The organism is Micromonospora sp. NPDC007271 (assembly GCF_040634005.1).
Classification (GTDB): Bacteria; Actinomycetota; Actinomycetes; order Mycobacteriales; family Micromonosporaceae; genus Micromonospora.
This window is the reverse complement of record NZ_JBEYER010000039.1, coordinates 38,025-62,278: the sequence shown is the minus strand read 5'-3', so window position 1 is coordinate 62,278 and position 24,254 is coordinate 38,025. Positions and strand designations below refer to the sequence as shown.

21 protein-coding genes are annotated in these 24,254 nt (G+C 70.7%); 12 read left to right on the top strand and 9 right to left on the bottom strand.

The window, feature by feature from the left end; all coding sequences use genetic code 11:
- Positions 1-62 precede the first annotated feature (62 nt).
- The gene (locus tag ABZ570_RS16360; RefSeq protein WP_358063345.1) at positions 63-1,508 is read right to left on the bottom strand and encodes a P1 family peptidase; all 1,446 of its coding nucleotides are present in this window, start codon (positions 1,506-1,508) and stop codon (positions 63-65) included.
- A gap of 203 nt (positions 1,509-1,711) precedes the next feature.
- On the opposite strand from ABZ570_RS16360, the gene ABZ570_RS16355 reads away from it, so the two are divergent.
- The 10 genes from ABZ570_RS16355 (at position 1,712) to ABZ570_RS16310 (ending at position 12,634) form a co-directional block, all read left to right on the top strand.
- Positions 1,712-2,764, top strand: coding sequence for an isocitrate/isopropylmalate dehydrogenase family protein (locus ABZ570_RS16355; RefSeq protein ID WP_358063342.1), 1,053 nt, complete (start codon positions 1,712-1,714; stop codon positions 2,762-2,764).
- Between the two features lie 62 nt (positions 2,765-2,826).
- On the top strand, positions 2,827-4,338 hold the full coding sequence (locus ABZ570_RS16350; protein ID WP_358063339.1) for an ABC transporter substrate-binding protein: 1,512 nt from the start codon (positions 2,827-2,829) through the stop codon (positions 4,336-4,338).
- A gap of 4 nt (positions 4,339-4,342) precedes the next feature.
- Positions 4,343-5,290 (top strand): ABC transporter permease, encoded by a 948-nt coding sequence (locus ABZ570_RS16345; protein ID WP_358063337.1) that lies wholly within the window; start codon positions 4,343-4,345, stop codon positions 5,288-5,290.
- Positions 5,287-6,156 carry an ABC transporter permease gene (locus ABZ570_RS16340; protein ID WP_358063334.1) on the top strand — a complete coding sequence of 290 codons (870 nt, stop codon included), beginning with the start codon at positions 5,287-5,289 and terminating at the stop codon, positions 6,154-6,156. Before ABZ570_RS16345 ends, ABZ570_RS16340 begins: the two co-directional genes overlap by 4 nt.
- A complete protein-coding gene (locus ABZ570_RS16335) occupies positions 6,153-7,157 on the top strand; it encodes an ABC transporter ATP-binding protein (protein WP_358063331.1) in 1,005 nt (334 codons plus the stop codon). The genes ABZ570_RS16340 and ABZ570_RS16335 overlap by 4 nt, the downstream gene beginning before the upstream one ends.
- Entirely contained in the window at positions 7,154-8,068 is a 915-nt protein-coding gene (locus ABZ570_RS16330) for an ATP-binding cassette domain-containing protein (RefSeq protein WP_358063328.1), read from the top strand. Before ABZ570_RS16335 ends, ABZ570_RS16330 begins: the two co-directional genes overlap by 4 nt.
- Positions 8,065-9,294, top strand: coding sequence for a M20 family metallopeptidase (locus ABZ570_RS16325; protein WP_358063325.1), 1,230 nt, complete (start codon positions 8,065-8,067; stop codon positions 9,292-9,294). The genes ABZ570_RS16330 and ABZ570_RS16325 overlap by 4 nt, the downstream gene beginning before the upstream one ends.
- Positions 9,291-10,349, top strand: coding sequence for a P1 family peptidase (locus tag ABZ570_RS16320; RefSeq protein WP_358063322.1), 1,059 nt, complete (start codon positions 9,291-9,293; stop codon positions 10,347-10,349). Before ABZ570_RS16325 ends, ABZ570_RS16320 begins: the two co-directional genes overlap by 4 nt.
- Positions 10,346-11,794 (top strand): aldehyde dehydrogenase family protein, encoded by a 1,449-nt coding sequence (locus ABZ570_RS16315; protein ID WP_358063319.1) that lies wholly within the window; start codon positions 10,346-10,348, stop codon positions 11,792-11,794. The genes ABZ570_RS16320 and ABZ570_RS16315 overlap by 4 nt, the downstream gene beginning before the upstream one ends.
- A gap of 72 nt (positions 11,795-11,866) precedes the next feature.
- On the top strand, positions 11,867-12,634 hold the full coding sequence (locus ABZ570_RS16310) for an SDR family oxidoreductase (protein WP_358063316.1): 768 nt from the start codon (positions 11,867-11,869) through the stop codon (positions 12,632-12,634).
- Between the two features lie 23 nt (positions 12,635-12,657).
- Here the strand turns inward: ABZ570_RS16310 and ABZ570_RS16305 are convergent, their stop codons facing one another.
- From ABZ570_RS16305 to ABZ570_RS16275, 7 genes are all read right to left on the bottom strand, one after another.
- The gene (locus tag ABZ570_RS16305; protein WP_358063313.1) at positions 12,658-13,527 is read right to left on the bottom strand and encodes a hypothetical protein; all 870 of its coding nucleotides are present in this window, start codon (positions 13,525-13,527) and stop codon (positions 12,658-12,660) included.
- 195 nt (positions 13,528-13,722) lie between these two features.
- Positions 13,723-14,154 carry a hypothetical protein gene (locus ABZ570_RS16300; protein WP_358063310.1) on the bottom strand — a complete coding sequence of 144 codons (432 nt, stop codon included), beginning with the start codon at positions 14,152-14,154 and terminating at the stop codon, positions 13,723-13,725.
- Positions 14,155-14,209: 55 nt separating this feature from the next.
- Entirely contained in the window at positions 14,210-15,202 is a 993-nt protein-coding gene (locus ABZ570_RS16295; protein WP_358063307.1) for a TIGR03842 family LLM class F420-dependent oxidoreductase, read from the bottom strand.
- Positions 15,203-15,214: 12 nt separating this feature from the next.
- On the bottom strand, positions 15,215-16,618 hold the full coding sequence (gene hydA, locus ABZ570_RS16290) for a dihydropyrimidinase (RefSeq protein WP_358063304.1): 1,404 nt from the start codon (positions 16,616-16,618) through the stop codon (positions 15,215-15,217).
- Positions 16,615-17,457, bottom strand: coding sequence for a nitrilase-related carbon-nitrogen hydrolase (locus tag ABZ570_RS16285; protein WP_358063302.1), 843 nt, complete (start codon positions 17,455-17,457; stop codon positions 16,615-16,617). The genes hydA and ABZ570_RS16285 overlap by 4 nt, the downstream gene beginning before the upstream one ends.
- Positions 17,454-19,010, bottom strand: coding sequence for an NCS1 family nucleobase:cation symporter-1 (locus ABZ570_RS16280; RefSeq protein WP_358063299.1), 1,557 nt, complete (start codon positions 19,008-19,010; stop codon positions 17,454-17,456). The genes ABZ570_RS16285 and ABZ570_RS16280 overlap by 4 nt, the downstream gene beginning before the upstream one ends.
- Positions 19,011-19,255: 245 nt before the next feature.
- Positions 19,256-20,860, bottom strand: a complete 1,605-nt coding sequence (locus ABZ570_RS16275) for a PucR family transcriptional regulator ligand-binding domain-containing protein (protein ID WP_358063296.1) — start codon at positions 20,858-20,860, stop codon at positions 19,256-19,258.
- A 127-nt stretch (positions 20,861-20,987) separates the two neighbouring features.
- On the opposite strand from ABZ570_RS16275, the gene ABZ570_RS16270 reads away from it, so the two are divergent.
- On the top strand, positions 20,988-22,292 hold the full coding sequence (locus ABZ570_RS16270) for an aspartate aminotransferase family protein (RefSeq protein ID WP_358063293.1): 1,305 nt from the start codon (positions 20,988-20,990) through the stop codon (positions 22,290-22,292).
- Positions 22,289-23,779: a CoA-acylating methylmalonate-semialdehyde dehydrogenase gene (locus ABZ570_RS16265; RefSeq protein ID WP_358063290.1), complete on the top strand. Its 1,491-nt coding sequence runs from the start codon at positions 22,289-22,291 to the stop codon at positions 23,777-23,779. The genes ABZ570_RS16270 and ABZ570_RS16265 overlap by 4 nt, the downstream gene beginning before the upstream one ends.
- Before the next feature lie 154 nt (positions 23,780-23,933).
- Here the strand turns inward: ABZ570_RS16265 and ABZ570_RS16260 are convergent, their stop codons facing one another.
- Positions 23,934-24,251, bottom strand: a complete 318-nt coding sequence (locus ABZ570_RS16260) for a MazG nucleotide pyrophosphohydrolase domain-containing protein (RefSeq protein WP_358063287.1) — start codon at positions 24,249-24,251, stop codon at positions 23,934-23,936.
- Positions 24,252-24,254 lie beyond the last annotated feature (3 nt).

Here is a 24,254-nt window from a genome sequence, read left to right as displayed (position 1 = left end):
GCCGACGCGACGGTCACGTCGCGTCGGCCGGGCCTGGCGGAGCGTGGTCCCCCGGCTTCGGGTCAGCTCTTGGCGGCTGCTCGGCGCCGGATCAGCAGAGCGCCGGCCAGTCCGACGAACCCGACCAGGGCCAGCAGTCCGTTGACGAGCAGGGGTGAGGAACTGTTCCCGTCAGATGAGGCGGTGCCGGTGAACGACACCGGCTGCCGCGATTCGTCGGTCTGCTTCGCTGCGGATTCCGGCGAGCTCGACTGGGCGGCCTGCCCGTTGGTCGACGAGCCGCCGACCGGTGGGGTGCCGTCGGAGATCTTGGCGGTTGCCGTGGCCAACGACTGGGCCGTGACCTCCGGGGCCGTGCCCTGCTTGTCGGCCGGCAGCGGAGCGAGCTTCTTGCACGCCGACGGGTACCGGTCGCAGTAGCTGCGGGCCGTGCCGACGGTGTTGGCGTTGAGAATCGCGTGCCCCACCGCCCGGGTCAGGGTGTCGGCAGCGGCGTTGAAGATGCGGTTGAGCTGGCCACCGTCGGCGTTGACGCGCAGGGGGGTGCCTGCGCCGGTCGAGATCGCGAAGACGGTGTCCCCGTCGCTGAGGGTGTGGATCGGGTTGATCGCCCGGGCCAGGCCGTCCTGGGCGTTGCTGGCCATGCGGGCGGCGGCGGCCTTCTCCAGCGGGGCGTTGGTGGCGACCACGGCGATGGTGGTGTTCATCGACGGCTCGTCCGCCTTGGCACCGGCGGCGCCGGGCGGGTTGCAGTCCTGCTTCTTCGGCGTCTCCAGGCCGCGGAACTCGCCGGCCACCTCGTACCGTGCGGCGAGCAGCGAGCAGTCTCGGGGGTCCACCGGGGAGCCGACGGAGTTCACCACGACGATGGCCCCGACGACGATCCCGTTGTCCAGCACCATGCTGGCCGTGCCGACCCCGCCCTTCAGGCCACCCGAGCGTGCCCCGGTGCCGCCGCCGACCACTCCCTGCGCGACGGCACCGGGGTGGGCGTTCTCGGCGGCGAGCCAGCCCCAGGCGGGGGTGGTGCGAGCCCGGATGTTGCCGCCGCGCCCGAGGTCGAAGATGTCCGCGGCCGGGACGATCGGAGCGACTCCGCCGCCGACCCGGACCCCCTCACCGCGTTCCTCGAGCCACCGGATGACGCCGTCGGCGGCGGAGAGCCCGTACATGCTGCTCCCGCCGAGCATCACCGCGTTGACGCCGGGGTTGGAGTTGAGCGGGTCGAGCAGGTCGGTTTCCTTGGTGGCCGGCGCGCCGCCTGCCTGGTCGACGCCGGTCACCGACATGCGTGGGGTGTAGACGACCGTGCTGCCGGTGAGGTACGGGGCCTGGGTGGACTGGACCTGGCCGATCTGGATGCCCGGCACGTCGGTGATCGCGTTGTACTTGCCGGGCAGGCCGGGAGTGTCCGCCGCTGCAGCGGGACCGGAGGTGCCGACGGTGGCGACCGAGAACATCAGCGCGCCGGCGAGCAGTGCGGCGGACCGCGAAGCCTTTGATGCCATGAAGTCCCTCCCTTGTGGAGTAAATGCCGGAGCCGCTCGGAGGCCGGATCGATGGCCCCGGTTCCGGCGGAGACCTTGGGATTGAGCTCTTGACCTTTACCGCGGGTGGGTGAGAGCGTTGGGTCCACTGAGGCTACTGGTCAGACCAGTTGAGGTAAAGGGCGTCCGCAAAGAACGGAGAGCTCGGCGTGCAGGACCTCCGCGTGGCAGTGATTCCCGGCGACGGCGTGGGACCCGAGGTGATCTCGGCCAGCCTTCCGGTGCTCCGTGCCGCCGCCCGACGTGCCGGCAGCAGGCTGGAGGCCGTCGAGCTCGACTGGGGCGGTGACCGTTACCTGCGTACCGGCCGGGCGATGCCGCCGGACGCCGCCGACGTGCTCCGTGGCTTTCCCGCGGTGCTGTTCGGGGCCGTCGGCCGGCCGGACGTTCCCGACCACGAACTCATCTGGGGCCTGATCATCGGGATACGTCAGGCCCTGGACCTCGCGGTCAACGTGCGGCCTGTCCAGTCCTGGGCCGGTGTGACCACCGTGCTGCGCGAGCCGGACGGGGTCGACCTGGTCATCGTCCGGGAGAACACCGAGGGGGAGTACGCGGGCATCGGCGGCCGCGCACACGCCGCCACTCCGCACGAACTCGGCATCGAGGTGGCGGTCCACTCCCGGCCGGCGATCCTGCGGGCCGCCCGGTACGCCTTCGACCTCGCGCGGTCCCGCCGCGGCAGGCTGAGTCTGGTGACGAAATCCAACGCGCTCCGCCACGGCTACACGCTCTGGGACTCGGTCGTCGCCGAGGTGGCGGCGGAGCACCCCGACGTCGAGTGCGAGAGCGTGCTGGTCGACGCGATGGCCGTCCGCCTCGTCCAACGTCCCCGCGAACTCGACGTGCTGCTGTGCGGCAATCTGTTCGGCGACATCCTCTCCGACCTCGCGGCCGTGCTCGCCGGCGGGATGGGCATGGCACCGAGCGCGAACCTCCTACCCGGCGGCGACGTGCCGGCGCTCTTCGAACCGGTGCACGGCTCGGCGCCGGACATCGCCGGGCGTGGCGTGGCCAACCCGGTCGCGTGCATGCTGTCCGGAGCCATGCTCCTCGACCACGTCGGCCTGCCGACGGCCGGGCGGATCGTGCGCGACGCGGTCGCCACCGCGCTGCGCGATCCTGCCCTGCACACCCCCGATCTCGGTGGCAGCGCCACCACGAAGGAACTCGCGGCGGAGATCCTGGCCGCCGTGGAGAGCACCACCGCACCGTGATCACCCGTTCGTTCGCCAGCTCGGACCGGCCCCGCCCGGCCCCTTCCCCAGGAGACAAAGCCGTGACACGACCGCTCGCCCGGCTCGTGACGGTCATCGCGACCGCCACACTCGCGATCACCGCCGCGGGGTGCTCATCGGGAACCTCGGGAGACTCCTCCACCGCGTCCAGTCTGTCGGTCGGCTTCGTCGCCGAACCGGCCAACCTTGACTTCACCAGCACCGACGGTGTCGCCATCCCGCAGGCGTTGCTCGTCAACGTGTACGAGGGCCTGGTCAAGCTCGACCAGGACGGCAAGATCGTGCCGCTGCTCGCGGAGTCGTGGGACATCAGCCCGGACCGCAAGACCTACACGTTCCACCTGCGCGACAACGTGACCTTCACCAACGGCAAGAAGTTCACCGCCGACGACGTCGTGTTCAGCATCAACCGGGTCAAGACCGACTGGAAGGTCTCGCTGAAGTCGGCCATGGACGTCGTGGCCAACGTGGAGAAGAAGGACGAGACCACCGCGGTCGTCACCCTGACCAAGCCGAGCAACTCCTGGCTGTACAAGATGACCACCCGGGTCGGCGCCATGTTCAGTCGGGACGGGGTCGCCGACCTGGCCAACAAGCCGGTCGGTACCGGGCCGTACAAGCTGGACTCGTGGCGCCGCGGTGATGCGATCACCTACTCGGCGAACGCCAATTACTGGGGCACGAAGCCGAAGGCGGGCAAGGTCGTGCTCAAGTACTTCAAGGACGCCACGGCGTTGAACAACGCCCTGCTGACCGGCGGCATCGACATCATCTCGGCCGTCCAGGCCCCCGAGTCGATCCAGCAGTTCTCCGACACCTCGAAGTACGAGGTCATCGAGGGCACCACCACCGGTGAGGTGGTGCTGTCCTTCAACAACTCCAAGGCCCCGCTCAACGACAAGCGAGTCCGGCAGGCGATCCGGTACGCCATCGACCACAAGGCGCTGTTGGACACCGCCTGGGCCGGGCGAGGCCAGCTGATCGGCAGCATGGTGCCACCGACCGACCCCTGGTACGAAGACCTGACCAACCTGTACCCGCACGACCCGGCAAAGGCCAGGGACCTGCTGGCCCAGGCCGGACAGCCGAAGCTCAACCTGCGACTGCGCATCCCCAACCTGCCCTACGCCGTCGCGTCGGCCCAGGTCGTCAAGTCGCAGCTCGCCGCCGTCGGGATCACCGTGGAGATCGAACCGCTGGAGTTCCCGGCCCGCTGGCTGGACGTCGTGTTCAAGCAGGCTGACTACGACATGTCAATCATCAACCACGTCGAACCCCGCGACATCACCGCGGTCTTCGGCAACCCGGACTACTACCTGCGCTACCACAACCCGAAGGTGCAGGAACTGTTCGCCAAGGCCGACGCCGGCACCGAAGACGAGCAGGTCGCGGCAATGAAGGAGGCCGCGCGGATCGTCGCCGAAGACGCCGCCGGTGACTTCCTCTTCCTGTTCCCCAACCTCATCGTGGCGAAGAAGGGCATGACGGGCCTGCCGAAGAACCTGGTGTCCGAGTCCTTCGACCTGAGCGTGTTGTCCCCGTCCGAGGCGTAGCACGATGGGCCTGTACCTGCTCGTCCGCGCGGCGGTGCTCGTCGTGAGCACCGCCGTCGCCTCGGTCGTCGTCTTCGCGGTCATGGCGGTGCTCCCCGGCGACCCGGCCGAGGTCGCGCTCGGCGTCAACGCCACGGCGGAGGCGGTCGCGGCCAAACGCGCCGAGTTCGGTACGGACCGACCCCTGACCACCCAGTTCCTGGACTGGGTGTCGGGTCTGCCGGTCGGTGACTTCGGCGTCTCCTACGTGACCTCCGACCGCGTCGGCCCACAGATCGTCGACCGGCTCGGGGTGACGCTCTGGCTGGTGCTGTTCGGGATGTTGATGGCCATCGTGGTGGCGGTGCCGCTCGGCACCGCCGCCGCGGTACGCCACCGCAGCGTCGGCGGACTGCTCCTGTCCGGGCTCAGCCAGCTCGGCGTGGCCGTGCCGGCCTTCCTCGCCGGCATCCTGTTGGTGTTCCTGTTCGCCGTCACCTGGCAGGCGCTTCCCTCCGGCGGCTACACCCCGCTGCGGGAGGACCCCGGCGCCTGGTTCCAGCAGCTGCTGCTGCCGTCCCTGTCCCTCGGCCTGGTGCAGGGTGCGGTGCTCAGCCGATACGTCCGCTCCGCGGTCCTGGACGTCATGCGGGAGGACTACATCCGCACGGCCCGCGCCAAGGGCCTCGGGCTCTACCGGGCGCTGTGGAAGCACGGCGCGCGTAACGCCGCGATTCCGGTGGTGACCGTGCTGGGTCTGCAACTGGCCACGCTGCTCATCGGCGCCGTCGTGGTGGAGCGGGTCTTCACCCTGCCTGGCCTGGGCAGCCTCCTGCTCGACGGGGTGGCCAACCGGGACCTGCTGCTCGTGCAGGGCACCGTCATGGTGCTCGTCGTCGCGGTACTCGGCATCAACTTCCTGGTCGACGTCCTGTACGCCCTGCTCGACCCGAGACTGCGGGGGGCCCGATGACCGCACTGGACAACCTTCCGGCCACGCAGCGCGGCCGGCGCCGCCGGCGACGCGTCAACCCCAGCATGATGGTCGGCGCCACCCTGGTGACGCTGGTGGTGCTGGCCGCCCTCACCTCGTTCATCTGGACGCCGCACGACGCGCTGCACGTCGACGCGGCCCACCGGCTGGCACCAGCGTTCAGCGACAGCTTCGTCCTCGGCACCGACAAGTTCGGCCGCGACGTGGCAAGCCAGCTGATGGTGGGAGCCCGCACGACCCTCTTCGTCGGGATCGTGGCGGTGGGCGTCGCCGCGATAATCGGCACCCCGCTCGGCGTCCTCGCCGGCATGGCCGGCGGCTGGCTGAGCGAGGTGGTCATGCGGGCCAACGACCTGCTCTTCGCCTTCCCCGCGCTGCTGCTCGCGATCATGCTCGGCGCGGTCTTCGGCGCGAGCACCCTCACCGCGATGATCGCGATCGGCGTCGCGACGATCCCCGCGTTCGCCCGCGTCGCCCGCGGCCAGACCCTCGGCGTCATGCACACCGAGTACGTCCTCGCCGCCCGCGCCGCCGGCCGGTCCAGACTCGCGATCGCGCTGCGCCACGTGCTGCCGAACATCGCCAGCATCCTCATCGTTCAGGCATCGGTGTCGTTCGCCATCGCCATCCTGGCCGAGGCCGCGCTGTCCTTCCTGGGCTTCGGCACCCGACCACCCACCCCCTCCTGGGGCCGCATGCTCCAGGAGTCGCAGGAACTCCTCTTCTCCACGCCCCGGCTGGCGTTCCTGCCCGGGCTCGCGATCGCCCTCGCCGTCCTCGGCTTCAACCTGCTCGGCGACGGGCTCCGCGACTGGCTCGACCCCAAGCTGCGGGAGCACCGATGACGGCCGCGGCGCAGGCACCTGGCACGGGAACCGCGACGGACGCGGTGCTGACGGTCGACGACCTGGGCATCGAGGTCGGCCCTGTCCCGCTGGTGGAGGACGTGACCTTCAGCATCGGTGCCGGCGAGCGGGTGGGCCTGATCGGCGAGTCCGGGTCCGGTAAGTCCCTGACCGCGCTGGCGCTGATGGGCCTGCTGCCCGAGGGCCTGCGGGCCACCGGGTCGATCCGCCTGCAGGCAGTGCCCGACAACCTGCTCCGGGCCGGCGAGCGTCAACTGGCGAAGGTCCGCGGCAGGGCCGTCTCGATGGTGTTCCAGGAGCCGATGACGGCGTTGAACCCGGTGATGCGCGTCGGCGACCAGGTCGCGGAAGTGATGCTCCTGCACGGCACCCGGGCCAACCGGGCCGAGGCGGCAGCGGCGGCGGTCGAGCTGCTCGACCGGGTACGCCTGCCCGAGCCGAGGGCGACCGCCCGGGCCTACCCGCATCAACTCTCCGGCGGCCAGCGCCAACGGGTCATGCTCGCGATCGCCCTGGCCAACGATCCCGCCCTGCTGATCTGCGACGAACCCACCACGGCCCTCGACGTCACCGTGCAGGCGCAGATGCTCGACCTGATCCTGGAGTTGGCCGCGGAGCGGAACACCGCACTGCTGTTCATCACCCACGACCTGGCGGTGGTGGCCACCGTGTGCCAGCGCGTCCTGGTCATGTACGGGGGCCGGGTGGTCGAGACCGGAGAGGTGTACGAGGTGTTCACGGCACCTCGACACCGCTACACGGAAGGGTTGATCGCCGCCTCCGACCTCACCGTCGTCGACGAACGGGGACGTCTGAGGACGATCCCGGGAGCGGTGCCCAGCGGCGGTGAGTTTCCGGACGGATGCGTCTTCCGCACCCGGTGCCCCCGGCGGACCGCCCAGTGCGAGCGGACACCGGAGTGGTCCGGCACACCCGCGCGCGGCTACGCCTGCTGGCACCCGGTAGGGGAGGAGCGATGACCGAGACCCCGCACGTCGGCACAGTCAGTCCGGACCATCTCCCGGGGAACCCGGCGCCGGCACCCGCGAGCACCGGAGCCGACCTGGTGATCAGCGCCCGGCAGGTGGTCCGCCGCTACCGGCGTCCCCGCCGGTCACTGACCCGGCCCGGTCCGGTGGTGGAGGCGCTACGTGGCGTCGATCTCGACATCGCTTACGGGCAGCGGGTCGGCATCGTAGGTGAATCGGGCTCGGGCAAGTCCACCCTCATCCGACTTCTCGCCGGCCTGGACCGCCCGACCTCCGGCTCCATTCGCTTCGCCGGACGGGACATCACCCGGCTGCCGGACCGGTCACTGAAGTTCCTCCGCCGGGACCTGCAGATGGTCTTCCAGGACCCGATGGGTTCACTCGACCCCAGGATGACGGTCCGCGACATCATCAGTGAGCCCCTCGTGGCGCTCGGCCACCACAACCCGAAGGCGCGGGTCGCGGAACTGCTCGACGCCGTCGGGCTGCCCGCCGCCGCCGCGAACCGTTACCCGCATCAGTTCTCCGGCGGCCAACGGCAGCGAATCTCCATCGCCCGAGCCCTCTCCCCACACCCGAAGGTCCTCGTCGCCGACGAGCCGGTCAGCGCACTGGACGTCTCGGTCCGGGCGCAGATCCTCAACCTGCTCATGGACCTCGTCGACGACTTCTCACTGACGCTGGTCTTCGTCTCCCACGACCTCTCGGTCGTGCGGCACCTCTGCGACACCGTCGTCGTGATGCACAACGGCGAAATCGTCGAACGCGGCCCCACCACAACCGTGTACGAGCGCCCGACCCACCCCTACACCCAGGCGCTGCTCGCTGCCGCGCCCACCCTGCAGAAAGCCCTCGCCGCCCACGCGGCGAACAGAGACCGGAAGGAGCCGCAGCAACCATGAGCGTCTCGTCCCAGGTTGACACCATCCACATCGACGAGGAGGCCGTGGTCGCCTTCACCCAGGCTCTGGTGCGCATCCCCAGCGTCAACGATCCCGCCAACGGCCGGTCCGAGCAGCCCGCCGCCGAACTCGTCGCCGCCAAGATGCGCGAATTCGGGTGGGAGCCGCACATCTCCGAAGCCGCCCCGGGCCGTCCCAACGTGGTAGCCGTCGTGGACGGCGGCGGCGGTGCGGGACCCACCCTCATGTTCGAAGGCCACACCGACGTCGTCACCGAGGGTGCCCTCGACACCTGGACCGTCGACCCGTACGGGGCGGAGATCCGCGACGGGCGGCTCTACGGCCGTGGCTCGGCGGACATGAAGGCGGGCGTGGCCGCCATGCTGTACGCGGTGCGCGCCCTGCAGCTCGCCGGGCCGTTCCCCGGCCGGATCAAGGTGTGCGCACTGGCCGACGAGGAAGGGCTGATGCTCGGCGTCCATCACTTCGTGGACTCCGGGCTCGCCGCGGACGTCGACGCGGCGATCGTGTGCGAGCCGGAGGCCGGCGAAATCTGCCCGGTGTCCAAGGGCGCCATCCGCTTCCGGGTGGACTTCCACGGCCGGATGGCACACGGCGCCATGCCACAACACGCCCGCAACCCGATCCGCACGGCCGGAGCCTTCGTGCTGGCACTGACCGAACTGGAACGCGAACTCCAGTCCCGGCACGGCGTACATCCCCACCTGGGCCTGCCGTACATCACGCCGACGGTGGCCACCGCCGGCGACCTCGACCAGATCAACGTGATCCCGGCGTACGCGACCGTGGCGGTCGACGTCCGCACCGTACCCGGCGTGGACCACCCGTCCCTGATCGAGCGCGTCCGCGGCATCGCGGCAGCACTCGGCACCGACGAGGAGGTGCGCGCCGAGGTCGGTGTACTGGTCGACCGACCGCCGGTGGACACGCCCGTCGACGCCCCGGTGGTCGCCGCGCTCGCCGCGGCGCACACCGCGGTGACGGGGGAGGAGCCGACGTACGGGGGCGTGCCGGGCACCACCGACGGCACCATCCTCACCGCCCGTGGCGGCGTGCCGAGCGTCGTCTACGGCCCCGGCGGCAAGTGGATCGCCCACCAGGCCGACGAGTACGTCGAACTCGCCGAGATCGCCCAGTGCGCCAGGGTCTACGCCGAGGCGGCCCGCCGCTTCCTGCACGCACCCCACCTGGCCGGTACGCGGTGACCTCACCGGTTCGACCCGGGCCGCGCAACACCCTGACCGACGTCACCGGTCTCCGCGTCGGGCACCATCAGCGCACCGGCGGCGGCTGGCTCACCGGCACGACCGTCGTGGTGGCACCACCCGGCGGCGCGGTCGCGGGAGTCGACGTCCGGGGCGGCGGCCCGGGCACCCACGAGACCGACGTGCTCGATCCGCGCAACCTCGTCGAACGGGTGCACGCCATCGTGCTCGGCGGAGGCAGCGCCTACGGGTTGGCCGCCGTTCCCGGCGTCATGGACCGCCTGGCGGACGCCGGGATCGGTTTCCCCGTGGGCACCGAGCCCGGCCAGGTGGTACCGATCGTTCCCGCAGCGGTCCTGTTCGACCTCGGACGCGGCGGCGACTTCCGAGCCACCCCGGGCCCGGACTTCGGCGCCGCCGCCTACGACGCCGCGACCGAAGCCCCGGTCACGCTGGGCACGATCGGGGCGGGCACCGGGGCGGTGGCCGGCGGAATCAAGGGCGGCGTCGGCTCGGCCAGCGCGGTCGTGGCGGGCGTGACGGTCGGCGCGCTGGCCGTGGTGAACGCGGTCGGCTCGACGCTCGACCCCACCACCGGGGAACTGTACGGCACCCGGTTCGGCCTGGCCGGCGAGTTCGCCGGCCTGCGCCCGCCGGACCAGCGGGAGTGGGCCGCCGCCCTGGAGGCAGCCCAGGCGCCCGCCGCAGCCGGCCGCGGTGTCGTGGAGTCGTTCCACACCACGATCGGTGTGCTGGCCACCGATGCGACGCTGACCAAGGCCCAGTGCCAGAAACTGGCCGGCATCGGGCACGACGGCATGGCACGCGCCATCCGGCCGGTGCACTCGATGTTCGACGGCGACACCGTCTTCGCCCTGGCCTCCTGTGCCGGCCCCAGCCTCGACCCGCCGGCCTTCAACGCGGTGCTCGCCGCCGCCGCGGACGCGTTCACCCGGGCAGTGGCCCACGGCATCCTCGCCGCGGACAGCGCCGGGGGACACCACGCGTACGCCGACCTCTGCCCCAGTGCCGTCCAGCAATGGAGGAGACGATGACCGTGTTCGAGGCACCGTTCCCGGCCGGCCTGCCGATCGGTGACGGTTGGGCGCCGGCGCCGACCGCGCCCGTACGGTTCCCGTACGACGGGTCGCACATCGCCGAGGCGCCCGTCGGTGACGCCCAACTTGCCCGGACCGCGCTCGACGTCGCGGTGGCCGCCGCCGACACCGTGGCGCGTCTTCCCTCACACGTCCGCCGAGCGGCGCTGCTGAACACCCGCGACATGCTGGCCGCGCGGCGCGCCGAGTTTGAGCGGCTCCTGGTGCTGGAGACCGGAAAGCCGCTGGTCGACTGCCGGACGGAGGTTGCCCGCACCCTCGTCACGCTGGAGACCGCGGCCGAGGAGGTGGCCCGGCTGCACGGTGAGACGGTGCCGCTGGACCTGCTGCCGTCCGGCGAGGGACTGATGGGGTTCTGGACGCGCCGGCCGATCGGAGTGGTGGTCGGCATCGCGGGGTTCAACTACCCGCTGCTGCTCGCCACGCACAAGATCGCACCGGCGCTCGCGGCCGGCTGCCCGGTGGTGTGCAAGCCCGCGCCGCAGACGCCCCTGGCCACGCTCTGGCTGGTACACCTGCTGCGTGAGGCCGGCGGGCCGGTCGGGCTGCCGCCGGAGGCGGTGCAGCTCGTCACCGGTGGCGTGGACGTGGGGGAGACGTTGGTGACCGACCGGCGGGTGGGTGCCGTCTCGTTCACCGGATCCGCCGCCGTGGGCCACACCATCGCCCGTTCTGCCGCGCCCACCAAAGTCCTGCTGGAACTCGGCTCCAACGCGGCCCTCGTGGTGGCCGCCGATGCGGACCTGGCCGCCGCCGCCGACGCCGTGGTACGAGGCGGCTACTACGCCTCCGGCCAGGCGTGCATCTCCGTCCAGCGGGTGCTGGTGGAGGCGCCGGTGGCCGAGGAGTTTCTCGGGCTGCTGACGGACCGGGTCTCCGCGGTGGCCGTGGGCGACCCGCGTGACGAAGCCACCCGGGTCGCGGCGCTGATCGACCCGCAGTCGACCCGGCGGGTCCGGGACTGGATCGCCGAGGCGGTAGCGGCGGGCGCGAAGATCGTGGCCGGCGGTGACAGCGACGGAGGGGTACTTCGGCCAACCGTCCTCGCCGACGTGCCCGACGGCCTGCCCGCGTGGGACGAGGAGATCTTCGGCCCGGTGGTCTGCGTCCGCACGGTCGCGGACATCGACACGGCGTTCGATCTGGTGAACCGATCCCGATACGGCCTGCACGCGAGCGTCTACACCAGGTCCCTGTCGACCGCTTTCGCCGCGGTGGAGCGGCTGCAGGTGGGTGGGGTCGTGGTGAACGAGGTGCCGGGATTCCGCGCCGACAACATGCCCTACGGCGGGGTGAAGGACTCCGGCATCGGCCGCGAAGGCCCCCGTTTCGCCGTGGAGGAACTGACCGTGACCCGGATGGCGATCATCCGGCCGGCCTGAACCTCCGGTCGGCGCCTGATCCGCGCCGGCGGACCAGATGAGCAGATGCGGCAAAGATGAGGAGTTTGAGTGATGTCCGGGTACGACAAGCTGTTCCGGCTCGACGGCCGACGGGCTGTGGTGGTGGGTGCCGGCGGCGGCATCGGCCGCGAGTGCGCCCGGGCGTTGGCGGCGCACGGTGCCGAGGTCATCTGCGCCGACCGCGACGCGGAAGCCGCCGCCCTCACCGCCCAACTGGCCGACGGCTCCCCGTACACCCTCGACGTGCTGGATGCTCCCGCCGTCCCCCGGGCCGCGGCTGAGCTGGGTGACGTGGACGTCCTGGTCTTCACGGCCGCGACGAACGTCCGTAAGCGGCTGCTGGACTACTCCCAGGAGGAGTTCGACCGGGTGGTCGGCCTCAACCTTGCCGCCTCATTCGGGCTGGTTCGGGCATTCGGCGCGGGGATGGCAGCGCGGGGGACGGGCAGCATCATCGGCTTCTCCTCCATTCGCGCCTTCACGGTCGAGCCGGGCCAGGGCGTCTACGCGGCGACAAAGTCCGGTCTGGTGCAGTTGCTGCGGACCGCCGCCGCCGAGCTCGGGCCACGCAAGGTGCGGGTCAACGCGGTCGCCCCCGGTGTCGTGGAGACGCCCCTGACGGCCCAGATCAAGGCCAACCCGGAGTGGTACGACGCGTACGCCGCCAAGAGCGCGCTCGGGCGCTGGGCGCGGCCGGAGGAGATGGCGGGTGCGGTGGTCTATCTGGCCAGCGATGCCGCGAGCTTCGTGACCGGTACCTGCCTGGTGGTGGACGGCGGCTGGACCGCGGTCGACGGCCGTTTCGAGCCCCCCAACTAACCCGTTGACGCGGCCCCACCCGGTCAATGGCGGCTCGCCTCACCAGCGGGTCTTCCGTTCACTGCGGCTCGGGGCGCGTGTGGCTGGGCATGCCGTGCGAGGGCCACCGCAGCGGTGACCGCGAGCACGAAGCCCAGCGTCGCCACCGGCGCGAACCCGGGCCGGACCCGGTCGCCGAGCAGCACCAGACCGACCACCGCCGGGGCCACGGTCTGTCCCACGATGGCCGACGCGGAGGCGACCGTCACCGACCCGCGTTGCAGGGCTGCCGCATACAGCAGCAGCCCGTTCAAACCGGCGATCACCAGCACGTAGCTGGTCGGGTTGGTCACCACGGCGCCGATCGTGTCGACCCGGCCGAGCAGCCGGGCGCCAAGAGCCGCGGAACCGAAGGACAGCCCGGCCAGCATCCCCGGCAATGCGGGACCACGCATCCGAGGGCTGCCTAGATAACTGCCAACGGCCAACATGATCACGGCCCCGAGCAGGCACCAACCGGCCACCCTCGGCACCTGCGACGGCGGCCCCGTGACAGCCGAGATCACCAGCAGCACCAGTCCGATGATCACCCCGCCGATCGCGACCGCGTCCTGCGCCGACAATCGGACCCGCAGTACCAGCATGGCCAGGACCGCGACGATGCTGAGGTTCGCCGCCCCCACCGCCTGGACCGCGAAGAGCGGTACGGTCCGCAGCGCGGTGAAGGTGAGCCCGGACGATGCTCCGTCCAACGCCAGGCCCGCGGCGTACGGCCCGGTTCGCACCAACCGCCACAGCAGCCGAGGATCAAGGTGCTCGGTGGCCGCGATCCGGCGCGCCCCGATCGACTGCAGGGTCGCGGCGGTGGCACTGCACAACGCGGCGCCGAGCGCCAGCACGAAGCCAAAACCCATGATCGGCCCCCCGGGTCGTCGGTGCCGGAAACAGCCGGCGGGAGACCTGGGCGTACCCGCCTACGCGCCGGAATCGCGGGGAGGGGGCGACGGTCTCATCGGTCCCGAGTGCCACTGTCCCCGGAACTGGTCGTCAGCGGGGTATGGGTGCTGCTGGTCGCTTTGTGGCTGGCCGGCACCTTACGGCCCGGATCGTCAGCCGACGGTGAGCCGCGCGTCGGCGCGCGCCCGGCAGTACTGCACGTTGCCGATCTTGTTGATCGGGCTGTACTCCACCGAGTACCGGTCGATGCGTTCGTCGGAGAACGTCAGACCGTCGACGCCGTGCTGGCGTACGTAGCGTGCCACGCCGTCGTCACCGGTCCTCGCCTGGCCGACCACCCGCCCGACCGTCTGCTCGCCCTGCCGGCCGACCGCGATGAAGTAGGCGAGCTCGGCTCCCGCCAGCGGCCTGCCGTTCGCGGTCACCGTCGCGGTCAGCGTCAGTGGCGCGAGCGGGTCGGTGACCCGCACGTCCGGGATCGAAATGGCCATCACGGTGCAGGACCGCGACCCCGGCTCGGACCCGCACCCGGCCAACCCGGACACGACGAGCGTCACCACCAGCAGCCGTTCGCTCAATGCCATCTGGTCAGCATCCACCAGTCGACCAGACGTCGCCGGCGCGGTCCACCGACAGTGATCACAGGTTGGCGATCACGTCCTTGCCGTACGCGGACAGGGTTTTCTCCTTGTCGTCGTGCATCAGGTAGAGGGCGAAGTTGCTCACCCCGATCTCCTTGAGTTCCTGCAGCCGGTCGACGTGGGCCGACTCGGGCCCGAGCAGGCAGAACCGGTCGACGATCTCATCCGGCACGAAATCGGTGGACGGGTTGCCGGCCCGGCCGTGGTGCGCGTAGTCGTAGCCCGCACGGCCCCTGATGTAGTCGGTCAGCGCGGTCGGCACCACGCCGGAGTCGCCGTAGCGGGCGACCAGATCGGCCACGTGGTTGCCGACCATCCCGCCGAACCAGCGCAGCTGGTCCCGCTGATGGGCGAGGTCGGTGCCGACGTACGCGGGCGCGGCCACGCACATGGTGATCGAGTCGGGGTTCCGGCCGGCGGCGGTGGCCGCGTCGCGTACCGAGCCGATGGTCCAGCGGGCGATGTCGGGGTCGGCGGTCTGCAAGATGAAACCGTCGGCCTGCTCACCGACCAACCGCAACGCCTTCGGGCCGTACGCGGCCATCCAGATCTCCAGCCGGCCGTCCCGTACCCACGGGATGCGCACCGGCGTGCCGTGGTGTTCGACCTCCCGGCCCTCGGCCAGCTCCTTGATCACGTGCATCGCCTGGCGCAGCGTGGCAAGGCTCGCCGGCGGCTGGCCGATGACCCGCCGAGCGGAGTCACCGCGCCCGATGCCGCACACCGTGCGGTTGCCGAACATCTCGTTGAGGGTGGCGAACAGGGACGCGGTGACCGACCAGTCGCGGGTGCTCGGGTTGGTCACCATCGGTCCGACGATCAGGTGCTTGGTCGCGGCGAGGACCTGCGAGTAGATGACGAACGGCTCCTGCCACAGCACGCAGGAGTCGAACGTCCACCCGTAGCGGAACCCGTTGTCCTCGGCGGCGGTGAGCCCGGCCACGACGTCGCGGGCGGGCGGGTCGGTCTGGAGTACGACACCGAAGTCCACAGCTCCTCCTTGTCACACCAGGTACTGGCAGAGGTCCCGCTTGAGGAACCGGCCGTGCCCGGCCGCGCCGTGGAAGGCGTCGCCGTCGACGACGACCCGACCGCGCGACAGCACGGTGGCGACCTTCCCGGTCAGCTCCATGCCCTCGTACGCGGAATAGTCCACGTTCATGTGGTGCGTGCGGGCGGAGATGGTCTGCCGGGCCGTCGGGTCGTAGACCGTGATGTCCGCGTCCGCGCCCGGCGCGATGACGCCCTTGCGCGGGTAGAGACCGAACATCCGGGCGGGCGTGGTGGAGCTGATCTCCACCCAACGCGGCAGGGTGATCTCGCCGCGCACGACGCCCTGGTACAGCAGGTCCATCCGGTGCTCGACCCCCGGCATCCCGTTCGGAATCTTGGAGAAGTCGCCTCGGCCCAGTTCCTTCTGGTCCTTGAAGCAGAACGGGCAGTGGTCGGTGGACACCAGCGACAGGTCGTTGGTACGCAGGCCCCGCCACAGCTCCGCCTGATGCTCCTTCAGGCGCAGCGGGGGAGAGGCGACGTACTTCGCGCCCTCGAAGTCGGGCCTGCCCAGATCGTCCAGGGACAGGAACAGGTACTGCGGGCAGGTCTCCGCGAACACGTTCTGCCCGGTGTCCCGGGCGCGGGTGACCGCGTCGAGGGCGTGCGCGGCGGACAGGTGCACGATGTACAGCGGAGCGCCGGTGACCTTGGCCAGGGTGATCGCCCGCGAGGTGGCTTCGCCCTCCAACTCGGGCGGCCGGGTCAGCCCGTGCTGCACCGGGTCGGTGTGCCCACTGGCCAACGCCTGCGCAACGAGCTGGTCGATGGCGATGCCGTTCTCCGCGTGCATCATGATCATCGAGCCGGTGTCGCGGGCCTTCTGCATCGCCCGCAGGATCTCCCCGTCGGTGGCATAGAAGACCCCCGGGTACGCCATGAACATCTTGAAGGTGTTGACGCCCGCGTCGATGCAGGCCTCCATCTCCTTCAGCGAGGTGTCGTTGACGTCCGAGACGATCATGTGGAACGCGTAGTCGACCGCGCAGTTGCCGTCGGCCTTGCCGTGCCACTTGTCCAGCGCGGACAGCAGGGAGGTGCCCTTGGCCTGCACGGCGAAGTCGACGATCGTCGTCGTGCCGCCCCAGGCCGCCGCGACCGTGCCGGTCTCGAACGTGTCCGCCGAGAACGTGCCGCCGAACGGCATCTCCATGTGGGTGTGCCCGTCGATTCCGCCCGGCACCACGTACTTCCCGGCGGCGTCGATCACCCGCTCGGCGCCGGACGCCCACTGCTGCGCCAGCTCCGTGTCCGGCGCGGCGAGCGCCGCGATCCGCTCGCCCTCCACCAGCACGTCCGCCGGGTACGCCCCGGTGGCGTTGACGACTGTCCCGTTGCGGATCACGATGCTCACGGCGTCACCAGCGATTCGTAGGTCTCGGGCCGGCGGTCGCGGTAGAACGCCCACAGGTCGCGTACCTCGGCCAGCTTGTCCATGTCCAGGTCGCGGACGACGACCTCCTCCTCGGTGTCCGACGCGGCATCGCCGACCAGTTGCCCACGCGGGTCGACGAAGTAGGACTGGCCGTAGAAGTCGTTGTCGCCCAACGGCTCCACCCCGACCCGGTTGATCGTCCCGACGTAGTACTCGTTGGCGACCGCGGCGGCCGGCTGCTCCAGCCGCCACAGGTACTCCGACAGGCCCCGGCTGGTGGCGGAGGGGTTGAACACGATCTTCGCGCCGGCCAGCCCCAGGGCGCGCCAACCCTCCGGGAAGTGCCGCTCGTAACAGATGTAGACGCCGATGCGGCCCACGGCGGTGTCGAACACCGGATAGCCGAGGTTGCCAGGCCGGAAGTAGAACTTCTCCCAGAAGCCCTTCACCTGCGGAATGTGGTTCTTCCGGTGCTTGCCGAGGTAGGTGCCGTCGGCGTCGATCACCGCGGCGGTGTTGTAGTAGACCCCCGGCTGCTCCTGCTCGTACATCGGCACGATCAGCACCACGCCGTGCTGCTCGGCGACCTCCCGCATCAGCGCGGTGGTCGGCCCGTCCGGGATCGCCTCGGTGTACGAGTAGTAGTCGGCGTCCTGGACCTGGCAGAAGTACGGGCCGTAGAACAGTTCCTGCAGGCAGACCACCTGCGCGCCCTGCGACGCGGCGCGGCGGATCGCCTCCACCGCGTTCGCGATCATGGACTCCTTGTCACCGGTCCACTTCTGCTGCACCAGCCCGGCTCGAACGATGCTGCTCATCCAACCTCCCCCTTGACATGGCTGCCGCGCGGTGCCGACAGCGCCAGATAGACGACGAACGCGCCGACCAGACCGGCGACCCAGCTGTAGTCGTAGAGCGGCTTGAGGAACGGGATCAGCCCGTCGGACGGGAACGGGCCCTTGCCGGGCGCGGAGTAGGCGCCGCCCACGGCGAGGAGCGCGCCGACGACGGTCGCCACCAGCGCCCTCCAGCTCCAGCCGCCGGCGAACCAGTACCGGCCCTCGGGGCGGTACAGGGCGGGCAACTGCAGGCGGGTGTGGTGGCGGACCCAGTAACCGGCGATGAGCACGCCGGCGACCGCGCCGAGCAGGCCGCCGTAGAACCCGAGCCACACGAAGATGTAGATGTTCGGGTCCTGCACCAGCCGCCACGGCTGGATCAGGATGCCGAGCACCCCGGTGATCAGGCCGCCGGTCCGGAAGCTGATCAGTCGCGGCAGGGCGTTGGAGAAGTCGTACGCCGGGCTGACCGTGTTGGCCGCCACGTTCACCGACAGCGTGGCCACCACCACCGTGAACAGGCCGAGCGCCACGACCAGTGGGTTCTCGAACTTCGCGGCCAGCTGGATGGGGTCCCAGATCGCCTCGCCGTAGATCACCGCCGTGCCCGAGGTGATCACGATCGACAGGATGGCGAAGAACGACATCGTGGTGGGTAGGCCCAGGATCTGGCCGTACACCTGCTGCCGCTGGCTGCCGCCGAACCGGGTGAAGTCCGGGATGTTCAGCGACAGGGTCGCCCAGAACGCGATCATCGCCATCAGCGACGGCGCGAACAGCTTCCAGAAGTCGGCCCCCCAACCCAGCTTGGACGGCTGGGACAGGATCGGGCCGGGCCCGCCCGCCTCGACCAGCACCCAGATCAGCAGCGCGACGGCGACCACGATGACGAACGGCGCGGCCCAGTTCTCGAAGCGGCGCAGGGTGTCCATACCGCGCCAGATGATCGCCATCTCGATCGCCCAGAACAGCAGGAACGAGGCCCACAGCGTCCACGGATGGTCCATGACCTTCGCCGCGTCGACCCACCAGGAACCCAGCAGCTTGCCGGCGATCGCGTAGATCGCCTCGCCGCCGATCCAGGTCTGGATGCCGAACCAGCCGCAGGCGATGAAGGCGCGCAGCAGGGCCGCGAGGTTGGCGCCGCGTACGCCGTAGAACGCGCGGGCGAAGACCGGGAACGGGATCCCGTACTTCGTGCCCGCGTGGCTGTTGAGCAGCATCGGGATCAGGACGAGCAGGTTGCCCAGGGTGATCGTGAGGAACGCCTGAGCCCAGTTCATCCCGAGCTGGATGAGCCCCGCGGCGAGCAGATAGCTGGGGATGTTGTGCGCCATCCCGATCCACAGCGCCGCGAAGTTGTACGTGTTCCAGGTGCGCTTCTCGATGGGCACCGGGGCGAGTTCCTCGTTGAAGTACGGGCTGTCGGCGATGGTGGAGAAGTCGCGCAGCTCGACTCGGCCATCGGGATGGGTGATCTGGGTGCCCGGCTCGACCGTGGTGGCTTCGGGGGGCAGGGGTTCAACGGCCATCGGTGTCACCTCCCTGTTGCGCTGCCGCAACAGGCGCCGGGCAACCGGCGCGCGTGCTGCGGATGGGGGCGGAACAGCACGATCTCTATTTCGGAATGGTGAGTGCCACCGACCCGCCACCGGCAGTGGCAAAGTGTCCACCCTTGCCATGATCAGAGCGCACTGTGTCCACCGGCACGGCCGCGCCGATCATGTCAATCCGCGTGCCGGACGAATTCCGACCGCCTACCGGGTTCACCGTCCCGTCAGGCGTCGTCGAGGTCGTGCACCAGCAGCGCGACGTACAGCGACAGCACCGACTCCGGGTCCTCCAGCGACACCCCGAGCACCTGCGCGATCCGCCCCAGCTGCTGGTAGTACGCCGTCCGCGACACGTGCGCGGCGGCAGCCGCCGCCGACTTGTTCCCACCCTGCTCGCAGAAGCAGCGCAGCAGTTCCACCAGCCGGCTGTGGTGGTTGGCGTCCCGCGCCAGCAGCGGCCCCAGCTCGCGGTCCGCGAACGCCCGGACCCGCTCGTCGTCGCGCAACAGATGCAGCAGACCGCGCAGGCGCACATTGTCCAGCCGGTGGTAGAGCTGCGTGCCGGGACTGCGCAGGGCCGCCCCCGCCACGTGGGCGGCCTCGCCCAGGCTGCGGCCCACCTCGGCGACGTGCGACACGGTGGTGCCGACCGCCACCAGCACCGGACCGGCCGCGGAGCGGTGCACCTCCCGGGCCAACCGGCGCAGCACCGCGTCGACCCCGGCCTGGGCGGGCAATGACAACAACGCGCGCACCGTCGTGTCGTCCACGACCCCCACCAGGGCGGGTACCGGCACCCGCCGGGCCGCCGACGCGGTCGCCTCCGCGAGATCCCGCAACACCTCCTGGGTGGCCAGCGCGGGAGCCCGGGGCGCCACCGTCGCCGGCCGGATCGCCATCCCGACCAGCTGCCGCCGCTCGAGGCCGACCCCCAGGGCCGCCGCCCGGGCGGCCAGATCCGGCGGCGGTACGGCCTGACCGAGCAGCTGCGCGAGCAGCATGCGGTGCGTCTGCCGCTCCAGGCTGTCCCGGTCCCGCGCCACGAGCCGGTGCACCGCCAGCGCCGACGCGGCCCGCTCGGCGACCACCACGTCCCGGTGCGGCGGCGGGTCCGGCGACACCAGGACCAGCCGCCCCCAGTCGGCGCCCTGCGCGCCGACCATGGTGACCAGCCACCCGGCCTCCTCGTCGTACGCGGTCCGCTCCGGCGCGGCCACGGACCGGGACCGCCGCGCCCAGTCGGTCAGCAGCTCCGTGGGATCCCGGCCGGCCGCGTCGTACGCGAGCACCTCGTGCCCCAGCGTCTCCAGCACCACCGGCAGTCCCGAGATCCGGGCCACCTCGCGCAGCACCTCCGCCGGCTCCGCACCGGCCACCGTCAGCGAGGTGAACGTCTCGTGCACCTGCTCGGCCGCCCGCAGTTCGGCGAGCTGGGCGTCGACGATCAACGCCACCACCGCCTCGGTGACGGACACGAACGGCGTCTCCCGCGCCAGCGTGATCAGCGGCAGCCGGTGCCGGTTGGCCGCCGCCACCAGCGCCTCCGGCAGCTGGTCACGCCACCGTCGGACCAGCTCGATCACCAGCCCCGCCGCGTGCACCGCGGCCAGGTCGTCCACGTACCTCGTCAGCGCCGCGGCCTCCTCCGGCAGCGCGATGCCGGTGGTCAGGACCAGTTCCCCGCCGCGCAGCAGGTGCGCGATGTCGGACACCTCCGCGACGTGGATCCAGCGCACCCGGCCCTGCATTCCGGCCGACCCGGCCACCACCTGCGGTTTCCCGCGCCGGATCACCGGCAGTGCGATGGCGTCTGCGACGGAGGGATACATCGCGCCTCCTACGGAGGGACTGCACACAACGTAATGCCGACGTGACCAGAGCGGCACAACTTGTGCATAGCGGTTGCACAACGATTGCCGCCACACTCGCCCTGGGGACGAGTTACGGGAGGACGCGATGGCCCACCGCGAGCTGCTGGCCCGACACCGATCCGTGATGCCGAACTGGCTGGCGTTGTACTACGAGCAGCCCATCGAGATCGCCAGCGCGCACGGCCGCCGGGTGACCGACCGCGAGGGGCGAACCTACCTCGACTTCTTCGCCGGCATCCTCACCAACGCCATCGGCTACGACATCGCCGAGATCAGCGACGCGATCCGGGCGCAGGTCGACACCGGAGTGCTGCACTCGTCCACGCTGTACTTGATCAAATCGCAGGTCGAACTCGCCGAGAAGATCGCGAAGCTGTCCGGCATCCCCGACGCCAAGGTGTTCTTCACCAACTCGGGCACCGAGGCGAACGAGACGGCGCTCATGCTCGCCACCCAGCACCGCCGCAGCGAACAGGTGCTCGCCCTGCGCAACTCGTACCACGGTCGGGCGTTCGCCACGGTCGGGATCACCGGCATCCGCGGCTGGTCGGCCAGCGCGCTCAGCCCGGTCAAGGTGAGTTGGGTGCACGGCGGCTACCGCTACCGCAGCCCGTTCCGGGAGCTGTCCGACGCGGACTACATCCGGGCGTGTGTGGCCGACCTGCGCGAGGTCATCGAGACGACCACGGCCGGGGACGTCGCCTGCATGATCGTCGAGCCGATCCAGGGGGTCGGCGGCTTCGCCTCCCCACCGGACGGATTGTTCGGGGAGTTCAAGAAGGTGCTCGACGAGTACGGCGTCCTCCTCGTCTCCGACGAGGTGCAGACCGGCTGGGGCCGCACCGGCGAGCACTTCTGGGGCATCCAGGCCCACGACGTCGTACCCGACGCGATCACCTTCGCCAAGGGCCTCGGCAACGGCCTCGCGATCGGCGGCGTGATCGCCCGCGCCGACCTGATGGACTGCCTGCGAGCCAACTCGATCTCCACCTTCGGCGGCAACCCGCTGGCCACAGCCGGCGCGCTGGCGTCGCTGACCTACCTGCTGGAGCACGACCTGCAGGCCAACGCCGCGCAGCTCGGCGGCCGCCTGCTCGACGGCCTGCGCGCGGTCGCCGCGGCGCATCCCGTGGTCGGCGACGTGCGCGGCAAGGGCCTGATGATCGCGCTGGAGTTCGTCGGACCCGACGGCGAGCCCCACCCGGCGGCCGCGACCGCCCTACTGGAGGAGACCCGGGAGCGCGGCCTGCTCGTCGGCAAGGGCGGCCTGTACGGCAACGTCATCCGCCTTGCGCCACCGATGACCCTGACCGGGGCCGAGGCGGAGGAGGCTCTGGAGATCCTCACCCAGTCGATTGAGGCGGTGGCCAAGGAGGTGCAGCTGCGATGAGGACCACCCACTGGATCGGCGGCAAGCCGTGGCACGGTGTCGCCGAGCGCGCCGGGGACGTCTACGACCCCGCCACCGGCCGGGTTGCCGGACAGGTTGACTTCGCCACCGCCGCGGTCGTCGACGAGGCGGTCGCCGCCGCGCGCGAGGCGTTCACCCGATGGCGTACCGCGTCCCTCGCCCAGCGCACCAGCGTGCTGTTCGCCTTCCGGGAGCTGCTCCACGCCCGCCGGGCCGACCTCGCCGCCATCATCACGGCCGAGCACGGCAAGGTCCTCTCCGACGCGGCGGGGGAGATCCAGCGCGGGCTGGAGAACGTCGAGTTCGCCTGCGGCATCCCGCAGCAGCTCAAGGGCGGATACAGCGAGAACGCCTCCACCCAGGTCGACGTGTACGCCATCCGGCAGCCGCTCGGCGTGGTCGGCGTGATCACCCCGTTCAACTTCCCGGCCATGGTGCCGTTGTGGTTCGTGCCGAACGCCATCGCGTGCGGCAACACCGTCGTGCTCAAGCCGAGCGAGAAGGACCCGTCCGCCTCGAACTTCCTCGCGGAGCTGTTCGCGGAGGCCGGGCTGCCGGAGGGCGTCCTCAACGTCGTGCACGGCGACAAGGAGGCCGTCGATCGGATCCTCGAGCATCCGCACGTCAAGGCCGTCTCGTTCGTCGGCTCCACTCCGATCGCCCGCTACGTCTACGAGACCGGCACCCGCCACGGGAAGCGGGTGCAGGCGCTCGGCGGCGCGAAGAACCACATGGTCGTACTCCCCGACGCCGACCTGGACCTCGCCGCCGACGCCGCCGTCTCGGCCGGCTTCGGCTCCGCCGGCGAACGCTGCATGGCCATCTCCGCCGTCGTGGCCGTCGACCCGGTCGGCGACGAACTCGTTGCCAGGATCAGCGAGCGGGTGGCCGCCCTGCACGTCGGCGACGGCCGCCGCCCGGGCTGCGAGATGGGACCGCTGGTCACCGGCGCCCACCGGGACCGGGTGACGTCCTACCTGGACGCCGGCCAGGCCGCTGGGGCCACGCTGGTGGTGGACGGGCGCCGCCACCCGATCGACGGCGAACCCGCCGGCTTCTGGCTCGGACCGACCCTGTTCGACCACGTCGACACCGACATGTCGATCTACACCGACGAGATCTTCGGGCCGGTTCTGTCGGTGCTGCGGGTGCCCAGCTACGACGCGGCCGTCGAGCTGGTCAACGCCAACCCGTGGGGCAACGGCACCGTCATCTTCACCAACGACGGCGGCGCGGCCCGCCGGTACCAGAACGAGATCGAGGTCGGCATGGTCGGGGTGAACGTCCCGATCCCGGTTCCGGTGTCGTACTACTCGTTCGGTGGCTGGAAGGACTCGCTGTTCGGCGACGCCCACGCGTACGGGCCGGAGGGGGTGAACTTCTTTGTCAGGTCCAAGGTGGTCACGAGCCGCTGGCTCGACCCGTCACACGGCGGGGTGAACCTTGGCTTCCCCCAGGCCAGCTGACCACCGCACCCGCGTCGTCCGGCCGCCCGCACGGTTCACGATCTCCAGGGTCACGGCGGCAGAGGTAGAGCGTCGAGCCGTGATCCACACATGAATTCCCCCGGCCCGGGCGGTGACCGTCACGGGGCCGGCGACCATGGCGGCGATGCCGGCGCTACCTCCACGTGCGTTGCTCGTTGTGTTGTTCTTTCCGGCGCAGAGCCTCGCTGAGGTCGATGCCGTAGCGATTGGCGACGGCGCAGAGGAAGATGAGGACGTCAGCCAGCTCCTCGTCGACCGTGCCGACGATGGACGTGCTGCCGATGGGAAGCTGTTGATGCTTGCGGACTGCCTTGAACAGCTCACCGACCTCTTCGCCAAGCATGAGGCATTGGTCCAGCACCGTGCGGTCGGTGAAGCCGCGCTGCTTTTCCATGTCGGCGACATAGCGCTGAAGGTCGGGCAGCGTGGCGGTGCGGGGGATTGATTGCATCGG